Source organism: Devosia litorisediminis (assembly GCF_018334155.1).
Taxonomy (GTDB): Bacteria; Pseudomonadota; Alphaproteobacteria; order Rhizobiales; family Devosiaceae; genus Devosia; species Devosia litorisediminis.
In genome coordinates this window covers 293025-309171 of sequence record NZ_JAGXTP010000001.1, presented here as the reverse complement: position 1 = coordinate 309171, position 16147 = coordinate 293025, and the positions used below count along the sequence as shown (strand labels likewise).

General features: G+C 61.0%; 14 protein-coding genes. 3 read left to right on the top strand and 11 right to left on the bottom strand.

Going from position 1 to position 16147, the window contains the following annotated elements:
* Positions 1 to 13: 13 nt before the first annotated feature.
* The 11 genes from KD146_RS01450 to KD146_RS01400 form a co-directional block, all read right to left on the bottom strand.
* Positions 14 to 646 carry a LysE family transporter gene (locus tag KD146_RS01450; protein WP_212656981.1) on the bottom strand — a complete coding sequence of 211 codons (633 nt, stop codon included), beginning with the start codon at positions 644 to 646 and terminating at the stop codon, positions 14 to 16.
* Between the two features lie 88 nt (positions 647 to 734).
* Positions 735 to 1181, bottom strand: a complete 447-nt coding sequence (locus KD146_RS01445) for a hypothetical protein (protein WP_212656980.1) — start codon at positions 1179 to 1181, stop codon at positions 735 to 737.
* Positions 1182 to 1343: 162 nt separating this feature from the next.
* Complete coding sequence (gene odhB, locus KD146_RS01440; RefSeq protein ID WP_212656979.1) at positions 1344 to 2609, bottom strand: 2-oxoglutarate dehydrogenase complex dihydrolipoyllysine-residue succinyltransferase; 1266 nt, start codon at positions 2607 to 2609, stop codon at positions 1344 to 1346.
* An 11-nt stretch (positions 2610 to 2620) separates the two neighbouring features.
* Positions 2621 to 5623 carry a 2-oxoglutarate dehydrogenase E1 component gene (locus KD146_RS01435; RefSeq protein ID WP_212656978.1) on the bottom strand — a complete coding sequence of 1001 codons (3003 nt, stop codon included), beginning with the start codon at positions 5621 to 5623 and terminating at the stop codon, positions 2621 to 2623.
* A 231-nt stretch (positions 5624 to 5854) separates the two neighbouring features.
* Positions 5855 to 6763 carry a succinate--CoA ligase subunit alpha gene (gene sucD / locus KD146_RS01430; RefSeq protein ID WP_212656977.1) on the bottom strand — a complete coding sequence of 303 codons (909 nt, stop codon included), beginning with the start codon at positions 6761 to 6763 and terminating at the stop codon, positions 5855 to 5857.
* 67 nt (positions 6764 to 6830) lie between these two features.
* The gene (locus tag KD146_RS01425; protein WP_212656976.1) at positions 6831 to 7352 is read right to left on the bottom strand and encodes a hypothetical protein; all 522 of its coding nucleotides are present in this window, start codon (positions 7350 to 7352) and stop codon (positions 6831 to 6833) included.
* A 4-nt stretch (positions 7353 to 7356) separates the two neighbouring features.
* Positions 7357 to 8550, bottom strand: coding sequence for an ADP-forming succinate--CoA ligase subunit beta (gene sucC, locus KD146_RS01420; protein ID WP_212656975.1), 1194 nt, complete (start codon positions 8548 to 8550; stop codon positions 7357 to 7359).
* A gap of 143 nt (positions 8551 to 8693) precedes the next feature.
* Positions 8694 to 9656, bottom strand: a complete 963-nt coding sequence (mdh, locus tag KD146_RS01415; RefSeq protein ID WP_212656974.1) for a malate dehydrogenase — start codon at positions 9654 to 9656, stop codon at positions 8694 to 8696.
* Positions 9657 to 9806: 150 nt separating this feature from the next.
* Entirely contained in the window at positions 9807 to 10952 is a 1146-nt protein-coding gene (gene zapE / locus KD146_RS01410) for a cell division protein ZapE (RefSeq protein ID WP_212656973.1), read from the bottom strand.
* 158 nt (positions 10953 to 11110) lie between these two features.
* On the bottom strand, positions 11111 to 11713 hold the full coding sequence (locus KD146_RS01405) for an AprI/Inh family metalloprotease inhibitor (protein ID WP_212656972.1): 603 nt from the start codon (positions 11711 to 11713) through the stop codon (positions 11111 to 11113).
* A 120-nt stretch (positions 11714 to 11833) separates the two neighbouring features.
* Entirely contained in the window at positions 11834 to 12067 is a 234-nt protein-coding gene (locus KD146_RS01400; protein WP_212656971.1) for a hypothetical protein, read from the bottom strand.
* Positions 12068 to 12283: 216 nt separating this feature from the next.
* Between KD146_RS01400 and KD146_RS01395 the strand changes: the two genes are divergently transcribed.
* From KD146_RS01395 to KD146_RS01385, 3 genes are read left to right on the top strand one after another with little or no spacing between them, the layout of a single operon-like run.
* On the top strand, positions 12284 to 13384 hold the full coding sequence (locus tag KD146_RS01395; RefSeq protein ID WP_212656970.1) for a microcin C ABC transporter permease YejB: 1101 nt from the start codon (positions 12284 to 12286) through the stop codon (positions 13382 to 13384).
* A complete protein-coding gene (locus KD146_RS01390) occupies positions 13381 to 14514 on the top strand; it encodes an ABC transporter permease (protein WP_212656969.1) in 1134 nt (377 codons plus the stop codon). The genes KD146_RS01395 and KD146_RS01390 overlap by 4 nt, the downstream gene beginning before the upstream one ends.
* Entirely contained in the window at positions 14511 to 16142 is a 1632-nt protein-coding gene (locus tag KD146_RS01385) for an ABC transporter ATP-binding protein (protein ID WP_212656968.1), read from the top strand. The genes KD146_RS01390 and KD146_RS01385 overlap by 4 nt, the downstream gene beginning before the upstream one ends.
* Positions 16143 to 16147: the final 5 nt, after the last annotated feature.

The following is a 16147-nucleotide window of genomic DNA, read 5'->3' as shown; positions in this document are numbered from 1 at the left end:
GCCCCGAAACTGGTTATTGTTGCTGCGCCAGTGCGACACGCACCGCCAGCAGGATAAAGGTAATGCCGGTGACGCGATTAAACCACCTGCCAAAGCGGAAAAAGCTCTGTCGTACCGACGCTGTCGTAAAGAATATCGAGACCAAAGCGAACCAGGCAAAAAGCATGATGCTCATGCAGGCCACGTAGAACACCTTGATATCGCCACCCGTATGCGCCGACACCAGACTGGTGAACAGCGCCAGGAAGAACAGGACGGCCTTGGGATTGAGCAGATTGGTCAGAAAACCCAATGCGAAGGCCGAAAAATCACCGCGCCGCGCCACGCCCAGATCGGCAGCGGCAGGCGGTTGTGGTGGTGGACTGCGCAAGGCAGAGATCGCCAGATACACCAGATAGGCAGCGCCCAGCCACTTCAGGATGTTGAACAGCATCAGCGACTGGCCCACGATCACCCCCACGCCCAGCAGCGTATAGCTGCCATGGACCAGAATGGATGCCGCGATACCCGCTGAGGTAAACAGCGCCGCGCGCCGGTCATGGGCAATTGATTGGCGCAGCACCATGGCAAAATCGGCGCCCGGAATGACCGCATTGATGCCAAAGGCCAGCATGAGGCCGATAAATTCGAGCCAGGGGAAGTCCATGGGGACACCAATAACAGTGACACGCCCGCCGCGGCGATGAATCTCTGTTTACCGGAGTCTGCCCGCGACGCAAACCGCCATTATGCGCCTATTGCGCAGCGACTTCTTGGGCCTTCTTGAGCGCGACCGGCAGGCTTTCGTCGATATCAAGTGCGCCGGAATTGACCTGATCGAGAAACGCCCGACAAAAGCTGTCCTTGTTCTCGGCCTGATTATAGGCGCTCATGATCTGGGTGCCGCCATAGGTCTCGGCTGCCGCAATCTCTGCGGGCGTGCCGCCACCCAGTCGTTCCGCAACCCGGTTGGCCAGATCAAGAAAGCCGATATTGCGCAGATACCAGTTCTCGCTGGCCTCGTGATAGGCCTCGTCGAGCCCCGTGGTCTCGTAGCAATGGGTGCTCATCACCGACACTATGGTCTTGGAGCCGTGAAACGCCATCAGCTCGCCGACCAGTTCGGGGTCTGCAGCATCCTGGGCGTAGGCGGGGACAAGGGCGACAAGCCAGCAGACGGCGGTTCGGATCAGTGGACGCAAAAGGCGGTCTACTCTCAACATTTGGCATGACAACACATCGCGTCATCTGCCCGTCAGACGTTAACACACTGTTAGCATCGAGCCGCACGCGCATCACGATTACGCTAACAAAAAGGGGCCCGCCGAAGCGGACCCCTGCAATTCGCACCGCAATGCGGCGAACTAAAGGTCGAGCACCAGACGCTCTGGCGATTCAAGGCTTTCCTTGACCCGCACCAGGAACGTCACCGCTTCCTTGCCGTCCACGATCCGGTGATCATAGCTCAGGGCCAGATACATCATCGGACGGATCACGATCTCGCCATTCACGACCACCGGCCGCTCCTGGATCTTGTGCATCCCCAGAATACCAGACTGTGGAGCATTGAGGATTGGCGTGCTCATCAGCGAGCCATAAACGCCACCATTGGAGATGGTGAAGGTGCCGCCCTGCATATCGGCCATCGACAGCTGACCATCGCGCGCCTTCTTGCCCAGACCGTTGATGGCCTTTTCGATATCGGCGATCGACATCTGGTCCGCATCGCGCACCACAGGAACCACAAGGCCCTTATCGGTACCCACGGCAACGCCGATATTGGCGTACTGCTTGTAGATCAGCTCATCGCCATCGATCTCGGCATTGACGGCGGGGATTTCCTTGAGCGCGTGCACCACAGCCTTGGTGAAAAAGCCCATGAAGCCAAGCTTGACGCCATGCTTTTTCTCGAACAGCTCTTTGTACTGTGTGCGCAGGTTCATCACTGGCGCCATGTCCACCTCGTTAAAGGTGGTCAGCATGGCAGCCGTGTTCTGCGCATCCTTGAGGCGACGGGCAATGGTCTGACGCAAACGCGTCATCTTCACGCGCTCTTCGCGATCGCCCTGAACGCCCGATGCCGGAGCCTTGGCCGCAGCAGGTGCCTTGGCTTCGGCTGGCTTGGTTTCAGCAGGTTTGGCCTCGGCCGGCGCCGCAGCAATCTTGCTCATGGCCGACAACACGTCTTCCTTGAGCACCTGACCACGCTTGCCCGAACCGGCAACGTCATCGGTGTCCACGCCCTTTTCGGCAGCCATTTTCTGGGCCGAAGGCGAAGGAGCCATGCTGGTGGCCTGTGCGGCTGGCGCTGCGGCAGCTGGCGCAGGCGCTGCTGCTGGTGGTGCTTCAGCCTTGATTGGCTCGGCAGTCGCCTTGGGCGCAGCAGCGGCACCGGCGCCGCCAATGGCGCCAAGCAGGGCATTGATTTCGACGGTGTCGCCGGGATTGGCCGCAATGGCTTCGAGCACGCCAGCGGCAGGTGCTGGCACTTCGATGGTGACCTTGTCGGTCTCGAGCTCGACGAGCGGCTCATCGGCAGCGACAGTGTCGCCAACCTGCTTGAACCACTGCCCGATAGTGGCTTCGGTGACGCTTTCGCCCAGCGTCGGTACGCGGATTTCAGTCGACATGTGTAGTCCTTTTATTGAGCGAAGGCTTCGTCGAGGAAGGCTTGCAACTGTGCCAGATGCGTGCGCATCAGGCCCGTCGCTGTGGAAGCGGATGCAGGGCGACCGGTATAGCGCACGCGCTGGCCCGTCCGGCCCATCTGGTCAAACACCCATTCAACATAAGGCTGAATGAACGCCCAGGCACCCATATTTTTGGGTTCTTCCTGGCACCAGATCACTTCGGCGTTCTGGAACCGGTTCAATTCGTCCAGCAGCGCCTTGGCCGGGAACGGATAAAGCTGTTCGATGCGCAGCAGATAGACATCGTCGATGCCCTTCTTCTCGCGCTCTTCGAGCAGATCGTAATAGACCTTGCCGGTGCACAGCACGACGCGACGGATCTTGTCGTCGCTGGTCAGCTTGGTAGTGGTCTTGGGCGCGCCGGGCGCTTCAGCATCGTCCCAGAGCAGGCGATGGAACACCGAATCCGGACCCATTTCCGCCAGCCCCGACGTCGCACGCTTGTGGCGCAGCAGGCTCTTGGGCGTCATCAGGATCAGCGGCTTGCGGAAGTCGCGGGTCACCTGACGGCGCAGGGCATGGAAGTAGTTGGCGGGCGTGGTGCAGTTGGCGACCTGCATATTGTCTTCTGCGCACAGCTGCAGGAAGCGCTCGGGACGGGCCGAGGAATGCTCTGGACCCTGGCCCTCATAGCCATGAGGCAACAGCATCACCAGACCGCTCATGCGGAACCACTTGCGTTCACCCGAGGAGATGAACTGGTCGATCACCACCTGCGCGCCGTTCACGAAGTCACCAAACTGGGCTTCCCAGATGGTCAGGGCACGTGGCTCGGCCAGCGAATAGCCATATTCAAAACCCAGCACGGCCTCTTCCGAGAGCATCGAGTTGATGACCTCGTAGCGGCACTGGTCGGGGTCCAGATTGTTGAGCGGGGTATAGGTCTTGTTGTCGACCTTCTGATCATTGAGCACCGAGTGGCGCTGGCTGAACGTGCCGCGTTCCACATCCTGACCCGACAGGCGCACGGGATGACCTTCGGTCACCAGCGTGCCAAAGGCCAAGGATTCAGCGGTTGCCCAGTCAATGCCTTCGCCCGACTCGATTGCCGACAGGCGGTTGTCCATGAAGCGCTTGACCGTCTTGTGGACGTTGAAGCCTTCGGGAATGCGCGTCAGATCGGTACCGATTTTGGACAGGCGATCAATGGCGACACCGGTTTCGCCGCGACGCGGACCTTCCTGATCGGCAGGACGGAAATCCTTCCACTGCCCATCAAGCCAGTCGGCCTTGTTCGGACGATAGTCCTGGCCGGCCTCGAATTCCTTTTCCAGCGTCGCGCGCCAGTCAGCCTTGAGCTGATCGATTTCAGCGGCGGTCAGCAGACCTTCGCTGACCAGCTTTTCCGAATAGATTTCGAGCGTGGTCTTGTGCGCCCGGATCTTGGAATACATCAGCGGCTGGGTGAAGCTGGGCTCATCGCCCTCGTTATGGCCATGCCGGCGATAGCAGAACATGTCGATCACGACAGGCTTGCCGAATTTCTGGCGATATTCCACGGCCACCTTGGCGGCAAACACCACAGCTTCAGGGTCATCCCCGTTCACATGCAGTACAGGCGCCTCGATCATCTTGGCGACGTCGGTGGGATAGGGCGACGAGCGCGAATACATCGGGCTCGTGGTGAAGCCGATCTGGTTGTTGATCACGAAGTGGATCGAACCACCGGTGCGGTGGCCCTTCAGGCCACTCAGCCCCAGACATTCGGCGATCACGCCCTGCCCGGCAAAAGCGGCATCACCATGGATCAGCAGCGGCAGCACCATGGACCGGTCTGGCTTGCCATCGGTGGGGATGTTGACCAGCTTGCCCTTGGGGGCAATGTGCTGATCCTGCTTGGCGCGCGACTTGCCCAGCACCACGGGATCAACGATCTCGAGATGGCTCGGATTTGCCGTCAGCGACAGATGGACCTTGTTGTTGTCAAAGTCGCGATCCGACGAGGCACCCAGATGGTACTTCACGTCGCCCGAACCCTCGACATCGTCGGGGTAGAAAGCGCCGCCCTTGAATTCGTGGAACAGGGCGCGATGCGGCTTCTGCATCACCTGGGTCAGCACGTTCAGGCGACCGCGGTGAGCCATGCCCAGCACGATGTCCTTGATGCCCAGCGCACCGCCGCGCTTGATGATCTGCTCAAGCGCCGGGATCGTGGCTTCACTGCCATCCAGACCGAACCGCTTGGTGCCGGTATATTTGACGTCGATGAACTTCTCGAACCCTTCGGATTCGATCAGCTTGTTCAGGATCGCCTTCTTGCCCTCGGCAGTGAAGGCGATTTCCTTGTCAGGGCCTTCGATGCGTTCCTGAATCCACTGCTTGGCTTCGGGATCCGAGATATGCATGAATTCGATGCCCAGCGTCCCGCAATAGGTCCGGCTGAGGATCGACAGCATCTCTGGAATGGTCGCGTATTCCAGGCCCAGATAGTTATCGATGAAAATCTTGCGGCTGTAGTCAGCCTCGGTGAAGCCATAGCTCTTGGGATCAAGCTCGGGCGCTGGCTCTTCAGCCTTCATCTTGAGCGGATCAAGATCGGCATGCAGATGGCCGCGCATGCGATAGGCCCGGATCATCATGATCGCGCGGATCGAATCGCGCGTGGCCTGCAACACATCGTCGACACTGGAATTGGCAACGCCCAGCGCTGCGGCCTTCTTGCTGACGGCCTGTTCGGTCTTTACGGCGATCTCGCCCCAGTTACCGTCCAGCGCACTGACAAGCTCGCCATTGGCGGCTTGCGGCCAGTCCTTGCGGCCCCAGCTTGGACCGTCGGCATTCTTTTGCGCGACACCCTCACCATCATCGAGCTTTGAAAAAAAGCTCTGCCACGTCTCATCGACGCTCGAAGGATCGGTTTTGTACCGGGAGTACAATTGCTCGATGTAGTCGGCGTTCCCACCATAGAGGAACGAGGTCAGCAAGAACGTGTCGTTCTTTTCCTGTCGTGTCATCGCTTTATGTCCGAGGCCCGCGCCCCGCCATCCTTCTGAACCGCCGGACAGTCCCGGCTTAATGAGCGGTCATTGCTTCTGGGACTATTGACCGCTTTTCCTTTGCATCCTGTTAAGACTTGCGGCGCCCCAGAAGGCGCCGCGGCTCACACTGCAGTGTTGTCGGCCACCAACACACACAATCGGTAACACCGATCTGTGTCCGAAGCGCGACCGACTTTCGACTAAGCCTTAGCCCTTGAGGACTTCGGCAAGCGTCCGGCCAATGCGTGCTGGCGACTTCGACATGCGGATACCCGCTGCCTCCATTGCCGCGATCTTGTCTTCAGCACCGCCCTTACCGCCTGAAATTACGGCACCAGCATGACCCATGGTGCGGCCTGGAGGCGCAGTCAGGCCCGCAATGAAGCCAGCCATTGGCTTTTTGCGGCCACGCTTGGCTTCGTCGATCAGGAACTGGGCGGCATCTTCTTCAGCCGAACCACCGATTTCGCCGATCATCACGATCGACTTGGTGGCTTCATCGGCCAGGAACATCTCGAGCATGTCGATGAATTCGGTGCCCTTGACCGGATCACCACCGATACCCACTGCAGTGGTCTGGCCCAGACCTTCATTGGTGGTCTGGAACACGGCTTCATAGGTCAATGTGCCCGAACGCGACACGATACCCACCGAGCCCTTCGAGAAGATCGAACCGGGCATGATGCCGATCTTGCATTCTTCTGGTGTCAGCACGCCGGGGCAGTTTGGCCCGATCAGGCGCGACTTGGACTTTTCCAGCTTGGCCTTGACCCGCACCATGTCGAGCACGGGAACGCCTTCGGTGATGCATACGATCAGCTCGATTTCAGCGTCGATCGCTTCTTCGATGGCCGCAGCAGCGCCGGCAGGCGGCACATAGATCACCGATGCATTGGCGCCGGTCTTTTCGCGGCCTTCAGCAACCGTGGTGAAGATGGGCAGGGTGCGCGCGGCATCCAGACCGCTGGTCCACACTTCGCCACCCTTTTTGGGGTGCGTGCCACCCACCATCTGGGTGCCGAAATAGGCCAGAGCCTGTTCGGTATGGAATGTACCGGTCTTGCCGGTCAGGCCCTGTACGAGAACCTTGGTGTCTTTGTTGACGAGAATGGACATCTACTTCTCTTTCGTCGTTGGGCGCTCGGCGCCGAATTCCGCCTGCCATGGGCAAAGCGCCGTTGAATTACTGTTCAGTCGCCGCCTTGGGCGTATTGATGGAAAGCTGGATCACGAAACTGTCCGCATTGCGATGCGACAGCAGCAGCCAATTGGGCTTGTCGCTGGCCACCAGGCTGGCATAGAGCCCGTCATCGACCACCCGTGTCTCCCCCGCATAGCGCGGCAGATCGGCAATGGCCTGGACGAGTTCATTGCCCCCTTCGGGCTGGTCGACATCAACCCGGCAATAGCCAAAGCTGCTTTCGGGATAGCTTTCGATCAGGGCAAACAGGCTGGCTTCACCTACGCCGGGCACGGCCTTGTCGGCCGTGTACGACTTTACGAACGGGCTTTCGCCCGCATCTTCATAGGCATCCCAGCCCTGGGCTTGCGCCGCCTGTACTGCCAGCACATCGCCGCTGGCAAAACGCTCACACATCTCCAGAACCGCAACGCCGGCTGACGCCTTGGTCTTGGTTTTGCCCTGCGCGGCGACAGGCGTCGCGCAGAGTGCCACAACGGCAATGATGGTGAGAGCGGCGCGCACCGCGCTAGCCCTGGACCGCCTTGACGATCTTCTGGGCGGCATCGTCCAGGTCATCTGCCGAGATCACGTTCAGGCCGGACTGATCCAGGATCGCCTTGCCTTCCTTGACCTTGGTGCCTTCCAGACGAACCACCAGCGGCACTTCCAGGCCGACTTCCTTGACCGCAGCGATCACGCCTTCGGCGATCACGTCGCAGCGCATGATGCCGCCAAAGATGTTGACCAGAATGCCCTTCACAGCCGGATCGGCGGTGATGATCTTGAACGCAGCAGTGACCTTTTCCTTGGTGGCACCGCCACCAACGTCCAGGAAGTTTGCCGGCTCGGCACCATAGAGCTTGATGATGTCCATGGTGGACATGGCCAGACCCGCGCCATTGACCATGCAGCCAATATTGCCGTCCAGCGCCACATAGGCCAGATCATACTTGGACGCTTCGATTTCCTTGGCGTCTTCTTCGCTCAGATCGCGCAGGGCCTTGAGTTCTTCATGGCGGAACGCGGCATTGTTGTCGAAGCTCACCTTGGCGTCGAGCACGCGCAGGTGACCATCATCCATCACGATCAGCGGGTTGACCTCGAGCATGCTCATGTCGGTGTCGACAAAGGCCTTGTAGAGGATCGGGAACAGCTTGGCCGCATCGGCCTTGGCATCGCCATCGAGCGCCAACGCCGAGACGATCTTGGCCACGTCGGCATCGGTGACGCCAGCGGTCGGGTCGATATCGATGCTGATGATCTTTTCAGGGGTCGCCTCGGCAACTGCCTCAATGTCCATGCCGCCTTCGGTCGAGACCACGAACGACACGCGGCCGCTCTCGCGATTGACCAGCAGCGAGCAGTACAGCTCGCGGGCAATGTCAGCGCCGTCTTCGATATACAGGCGATTGACCTGCTTGCCGGCATCGCCGGTCTGCTTGGTCACCAGCGTGTTGCCCAGCATCTCCCTGGAGAAGGCAACAACCTCGTCGACGGTCTTGGCCAGGCGCACGCCGCCCTTGGCATCTGGACCCAGTTCCTTGAACTTGCCCTTGCCACGGCCACCGGCGTGGATCTGGCTCTTGACCACATAGAGCGGGCCTGGCAGCGACTGCGCTGCGGCCGCAGCATCGTCCGCCGAAAAGATCGCCACGCCCGCCGCAACCGGCGCGCCATACGACTTCAGCAGCTCTTTGGCCTGATGTTCATGGATGTTCATTCAAAGTCCCCTTGGATGGGTAAATCGCTTAGTGGTCACGGGGCCCCCTGGCCCCCACCGCATCATTTCCGCTTGTGCGGAAATCTCATCTCAGTGCCCCCAAACGGGAAATCCCCGCTTGCGCGGGGATGACACCATCTTGGTTACGCCAGCTTGGGCGCAATCTTCTTGCAGGCCTCGATCAGCCCTTCAACCGCGCCGACCGATTTGTCGAACGCTTTTTGTTCAGCCGAGTTGAGCGAGATCTCTACGACCTTCTCGGCACCGCCTGCGCCGATCACCACCGGCACGCCGACATAGGTGCCTTTGACCCCGAATTCGCCGTTCAGATAGACGGCAGCGGGCAGCACGCGCTTTTTGTCCTTGAGATAGCTCTCGGCCATCGCGATCGCCGAAGTGGCCGGCGCATAAAACGCCGAACCGGTCTTGAGCAGGCCCACGATCTCGGCACCGCCATCACGGGTGCGCTGGATGATCTCTTCAAGCTTTTCCTTGCTCATCCAGCCCATCTTGACGATGTCAGTGAGCGGGATGCCGGCAACGGTGGAGTAGCGGGCCAGCGGCACCATGGTATCGCCATGACCGCCCATCACGAAGGCGTTGACGTCCTGCACCGACACGCCCAGCTCATCAGCGATGAAGTGCACAAAGCGCGAGCTGTCCAGCACGCCAGCCATGCCGATCACCTTGTTGGTGGGCAGGCCGGAGAACTTCTGCAGGGCCCAGACCATCGCGTCGAGCGGGTTGGTGATGCAGATCACGAAGGCATTGGGCGCATACTTGGCAATGCCTGCACCAACCTGCTCCATCACCTTGAGGTTGATTTCGAGCAGATCATCGCGGCTCATGCCGGGCTTGCGGGGCACACCGGCGGTGACGATCACCACATCGGAGTCCTTGAGGTCTTCATATTTCGAGGTACCGGTGATCGCGGCGTCATAGCCCTCAACCGGAGCCGACTGGGACAGATCCAGCGCCTTGCCCTGCGGCACACCGTCAACGATATCAAACAGAACGATGTCGCCAAGGTCCTTGAGGGCAGCCAGATGGGCAAGCGTGCCACCGATCTGACCTGAGCCGATAAGAGCGATCTTTTTACGCGCCATAAGTCCTCATCCCAAAACTGCGTTGAATTGGCGCACGTTTAACCCTAGCGGCCCAGAGGGGCAAGTGAACCCTTCGTCTAAACAGCGCTTTCGCCCTTGCCGATGGGTGAAGCCCCCCTGCCCGTTGGGCAAGGTAGTGCTGCGCGAGCCCTAGTCTGCCGCAGGCGGGGCATCGCGCAGCCCCTGGCCGAGATAGTCCTCGGACTGCATCTCGATCAGCCGTGACACGGTCCGCTGAAATTCAAACGCGGTCTTGTCATCGTGGCCCAGCTCTTCGAGCGGCACCGCAAAGCTTGCGCCCAGCTTGACGCCGCGATCATAGAGCGTGTCGATCAGCAGGATGAACCGCTTGGCGGCGTTGGACATGGTCCGGTCCATTTGCGGCACGCCATCCACGATGATCGAATCGAACTGATGCGCGATGCGCACGAAATCGCGCGACCCCAATGGTTTCTCGCACAGATCGGCAAAGCCGAACCGTGCCGCTCCCAGCGCTGTCAGCGGCACGGCAATGGAACGCCCGGTGCTTTCGACAATGCCAGGCTCACCGGGTTCACCCCCGGTAATGCGTAGCCACAGCCTGTCCATTTCCGCGCGCGCCGCTTCGCCCGTGCCAAAGGCATAGACATGCTGCCCGGCAAATTTCATCCGCCGGTAATCCTGCGCCGCGGGCAGCGATGCCACCGTCAGATGCGCCTTGAGCAGCGCAATAAAGGGCAGGAACAATTGCCGGTTCAGCCCATCCTTATAGAGCTCGTCCGGCACCACATTGGACGTTGCCACCAGCGTCACGCCGCCAGCGAACAGTTTTTCGAACAGCCGCGACAGCAGCATGGCATTGGTGATGTCGTGCACATGCATTTCATCAAGGCACAGCAGCTTCAGCCCCGATTTCAGAATCGGTTTGACCACCGCCTCGACCGGATCGGCATCGCGCCCCTTGGCGCTCTTGCGAAAGGTCGACATGCCGGCATGGATTTCGTCCATGAACTCGTGGAAGTGCACCCGCCGCTTGCCCTCGATCGGCGCGGCGTTGAAGAACAGGTCCATCAGCATGGTTTTGCCGCGCCCCACTTCGCCATGCAGGTAAAGGCCCTGTACCGGGCCAGTTTTGGCATCGAACAGCTTGCCCAGCAGCCCCTTGGGCTTTTGCGCCTCGAGGCCAGCCAGCACATCATCAAGCAGTGCGGCGGCATCATGCTGGGCGGGGTCCGCCGTCAGGGCGCCGCGCGCTACCAGCGCGGCATAGGCCGCGTTGACCGGGCCGGGGAATGTTTGGGAAGAACTGGATGACATAGCAAAAACTGTGCTGCCCTCGGGCGCGACCCGAAGGTCAATTGCAGCATCCAATGCGTTGAGAGTGGTCCCTGGGTCAAGCCCGCGGACAGCATGGAGAAGAATGGACCTTAGAGGTCAAAAGAAGCCGGCCTTTGCAGACCGGCTTCCCAAATCTTTTAGCGCGCCATCGAGATGGCCTGGCCACCGCCCATGGTGCCGATATAGCGCCCACCGCTTGGCGCCAGGAACGCGGCGATATTGCCGTTCTCATCATAAAGCTGCAGCTGGCTGCCCACCTGCTGCCAACCGGCAACGCCAGCCAGGGTCGGAATGGCACACCCCGGCGCCGAGGCGCGGAAATAGCTGGTCCCGGTCTTGGCGGTCATGGGCAGGTTGAGGCGGCACTGCTGCGCGCCCGCAACCACATTCCACACGCCCTCAGGGCCCGTGGTCATGGCGCCGGACACGGGCCGGGCCAGTGGATCAAGCGAAACGATCGACGATGGCGTGCCGGTCGTTGTGGCCGCAACCTGGGTATTGGCCTGAACCCCGCCCAGCACGGGCTGGCCAGACAGGCCTGGTGCAACCGTACCGGTCGCGCCGATTGCCGGCAGCGTTCCCTGTTGCACTGTAGAATTCTGCACCGGCTGCAATTGCTGTGGTGCCCCAATCGTATTGAGATTGGCTGTGTTTGATCCCGTCGAGGTACACCCCGCCACCAACAGCGCGATTGCTGCAACTCCCGCAGCGGAAAACGATCCGCGCATCCAAATCGACATTGGTCGCTCCTGCCCAAAGGCTTAACAAAAGTTAACAGGTCGGCTGGCTTATAGCCAAAGCCCACACTGCGTTCAACCGCCCTGGCCGCAACTGACGTAAGGCGCATCAATGTGGCGCTTTTACGTGTCGCTGGCCACCATTTCCTTCAACAACTCCGCCGCCAGCAGGGTTGCATCGGCCGCTTCCTCTTCGGGAACCTGCACGGGAACGCCCCCCTTGCCGAAGATATTGCCGACACCGGGCAGCCCGCCTTCGCCATTTTCGAGCGGATGAAACCCGTGCGCCCGCAGCGCGGTCATCAGCACACGGGCCGTGGACGGGTTTTCGACATTGGCGATGATTTCGTAGCTCATGAGCAGCTCCCTATGGCGCAATCCTGACGCTCAATACACGGCGGGGCAAGCCATAACCATGGCCGCCCCGCACTGGACGCTTGCGCCCGTGCGCGGCTTGCCAAGCATTCATCAAAATGTTGCACTCGTGCCCAAGCCCTTTCACTGCAAGGTGATTTGCCGCCGATCCCCCTGCAGCGCTTAGCTTGCCAGATAACCTGCCTGCCCGGAGACCCGATGGGCGCCTATATTCTTCGCCGCATCCTGCTGATGATCCCGACGGTATTCGGCATCATGGCCATTTCGTTCCTGATCACCCAATTCGCCCCCGGCGGGCCGGTCGAACAGGCGCTGGCCAATCTGTCAGGCCAGAACGTCTCCATGACCGAACGCATCACCGGCAGCGCGGGCGGCGATTTTACCGCCCAGCCCGGCCAGGGCGGCCAAAGCGGCTCGGCCTATCGCGGCAGCCAGGGTCTGGCGCCCGAACTGGTAGAGCGCATCGAAAAGCAGTTCGGCTTCGACAAGCCACCGCTCGAACGCTTCGGCATGATGCTGTGGAATTATCTGCGCTTTGACTTCGGTGACAGCTATTACCGCGACATCTCGGTGATCGATCTGATCAAGGAGAAGATGCCGGTCTCGATCTCGCTGGGTCTGTGGATGACCCTGATTGCCTATGGCGTTTCCATCCCGCTGGGCATCAAGAAGGCCGTCAGCGATGGCAGCCGCTTTGACGTCTGGACCTCGACCATTGTCATTATCGGCTATGCCGTGCCCGGCTTTCTGGTCGCCATCGCGCTGATCATCCTGTTTGCCGGCGGCAGCTTCTGGTCGATTTTCCCGCTCCGCGGCCTGCATTCCACCGGTGCTGCCAACTGGCCTTTCCACCTCTGGCTGTTCGATTATCTCTGGCATCTTGTGCTGCCCATCACCGCCATGGGGCTGGGCGCCTTTGCCACCACCACCTTGCTCACCAAGAACTCGTTCATCGACGAGATCGGCAAGCAATATGTCACCACGGCCCGCGCCAAGGGCCTGACGGAAAATCAGGTGCTCTACCGCCACGTCTTTCGCAACGCCATGATGCTGATCATTGCCAGTTTCCCCGCCGCCTTTGTCGGCGCCTTCTTTGGTGGCTCCCTGCTGATCGAAACCATCTTCTCGCTTGATGGGCTGGGCCTGCTCGGCTTCGTCTCGGTGGCCAGCCGCGATTATCCGGTGGTATTTGCCACGCTCTACATCTTCAGCCTGCTCGGACTGGTGATCTCGCTGGTGTCCGACCTGGCCTATATGTGGGTTGATCCGCGGCTCGATTTCGAAAGCCGCGAAGTATGAGCGCCGTGACCGACACCGCGCGCCTGCCCCGCCGCCGCTGGCTCAGCCCGCTCAATCAGCGCCGCTGGGACAATTTCCGCGCCAATCGCCGGGGCTGGTGGTCGCTATGGATCTTTCTGGCGCTGCTGGTACTGGCACTGGGCTCGGAGTTCATCGCCAATGATCGCCCCATCGTGGTGTCCTACCAAAACGAGCTGCTGTTTCCCGCCTTTGTCGATTATCCCGAATCCCGCTTTGGCGGCTTTCTGGGCACGCCCGACTATCGCGGCGACTTCATGGAACAGCAGATCGCCGACAATGGCTGGGCCATCTGGCCGCCGGTTCATTTCAGCTACAATACCGTGGACGGCTACCAGCCCGGCTCCGGCGCCATCGCCCCCACCTGGATGCTCAGCCGCGAGGAAGCCTGTCAGCGCTATCCGCTGGGCGTGGATGATCTCGAATGCAATTGGAGCAATTACCACTGGCTGGGCACCGATGGCGAAGCCCATGATGTGCTGGCCCGCCTGCTCTATGGCGTGCGCATTTCCATCCTGTTCGGCTTCACCCTGACCATCCTGTCCTCGATCATCGGGCTGATGGCGGGCGCTGTGCAGGGCTATTTCGGCGGCTGGCTCGATCTGATCGCCCAGCGCCTGATCGAAATCTGGACCTCCATCCCCGCCCTTTATCTGCTGCTGATCATCTCGAGCATTATCGCCCCCAGCTTCTGGGTCTTGCTGGGCATTCTGTTGCTGTTCTCCTGGGTGTCGCTGGTGGGCATTGTGCGCGCCGAATTCCTGCGCGGCCGCAACTTTGAATATATCGCCGCCGCCCGGGCGCTGGGCGTCTCCAATGTCACCATTATGTGGCGCCACTTGCTGCCCAACGCCATGGTCGCCACCCTGACGTTCATGCCGTTCATCCTGTCGGGCTCGGTGGTCACGCTGACCTCGCTTGACCTGCTCGGCCTGGGCCTGGAACCGGGGACCCCCTCGCTGGGCGACCTGCTGTTTCAGGGCAAGGAGAACCTGCAGGCGCCCTGGCTCGGCCTCACCGGCTTTTTTGCCATCGCCATCATCATGACCCTGCTGGTGTTTGTCGGCGAGGCTGTGCGTGATGCCTTTGACCCCCGCAAGGCCTTCGCATGAGCGCCCCCCTCCTTTCGGTCCGCGACCTGACCATCCGCTTTGGCGACAATCCCGCCACCCGCAATATCAGCTTTGATATCGCGGGTGGCGGGACCCTCGCGCTGGTCGGCGAATCCGGGTCGGGCAAGTCGGTCACCGCCCTGTCGGTGCTCAAGCTGCTGCCGCCCAGCGCGCAGCTGACCGGCCAGATCCTGTTCAAGGGCCAGGACCTGATCACCGCGCCAGCCGACGACCTGCGCGCCGTGCGCGGCAATGATATTTCGATGATCTTTCAGGAACCGATGAGCTCGCTCAATCCGGTTCACACCATAGAGGCCCAGATCGGCGAAGTGCTCGCCATCCATCGGGGCCTGCGCGCCAACGCCGCCCGTGCCCGCACACTCGAACTGCTCGATGCCGTCGGCATTCCCGACCCGGCCAGCCGCCTGGCTGCCTTTCCGCACCAGCTCTCGGGCGGCCAGCGCCAGCGCGTCATGATCGCCATGGCGCTGGCCAATGAACCCGATCTGCTGATTGCCGATGAGCCCACCACCGCGCTCGACGTCACCGTGCAGGCGCAGATCCTGACTCTGCTCAAAGATCTGCAGAAACGTCTGGGCATGGCCATGCTGTTCATCACCCATGATCTGGGCATCGTCAAAACCATCGCCGACCGCGTCTGCGTCATGACCGAAGGCGAAATCGTCGAGACCGGCCCGGTCGCCCCGCTGTTTGCCAACCCGCAACACGCTTACACCCAACACCTGCTGGCAGCCGAACCGCATGGCGCCCCACCGCCCAGCAACGAGAGCGCGCCCACCATTGTCGACGTCAGCGACCTCAAGGTGTGGTTCCCCATCAAGCGCGGCCTGCTGCGCCGCACCAAGGGCCATATCCGGGCCGTTGATGGTGTTGATCTGACCATCCGTCAGGGCGAGACGCTGGGCGTGGTCGGGGAATCCGGTTCCGGCAAATCCACCCTAGGCTATGCCCTGCTGCGGCTATTGCCCTCCACGGGCCGGATCGTCGTGCTGGGCAACGAAATCCAGTCGCGCTCCTGGAAGGCCATGCGCCCGCTGCGTGCTGATCTGCAGATCGTGTTTCAGGACCCGTTCGGCTCGCTCAGCCCGCGCCTGTCGGTTGACCGCATCATTGGCGAAGGACTGGCCGTGCATCGCCCCGATCTCAGCGCCGCCGAGCGCGATGCCCGTGTCGTCACCGCGCTGCGCGAAGTGGGCCTGCCGCCCGAAATGCGCTTTCGCTATCCGCACGAATTCTCCGGCGGCCAGCGCCAGCGCATCGCCATTGCCCGCGCCATGGTGCTCGAACCCAAATTCGTCGTGCTCGATGAACCCACCTCGGCACTCGATGTCTCCATTCAGGCCCAGGTCGTGGACCTGCTGCGCGATCTGCAGCAGCGCCATGGCCTGACCTATATGTTCATCAGCCACGATCTCAAGGTCGTCCGCGCCCTGGCCAATCGCCTGATCGTCATGCGCAATGGCAAGATCGTCGAGCAGGGCGATGCTGCAGCCATCTTTGCCGCGCCGCAATCGGACTACACCAGGACCCTGATGGCCGCCGCTTTCGACATCGCCACCCTCACCGCGCCCACATCGGCGGCAACACCCCCTGTTGTCCGCCCATGATCGCG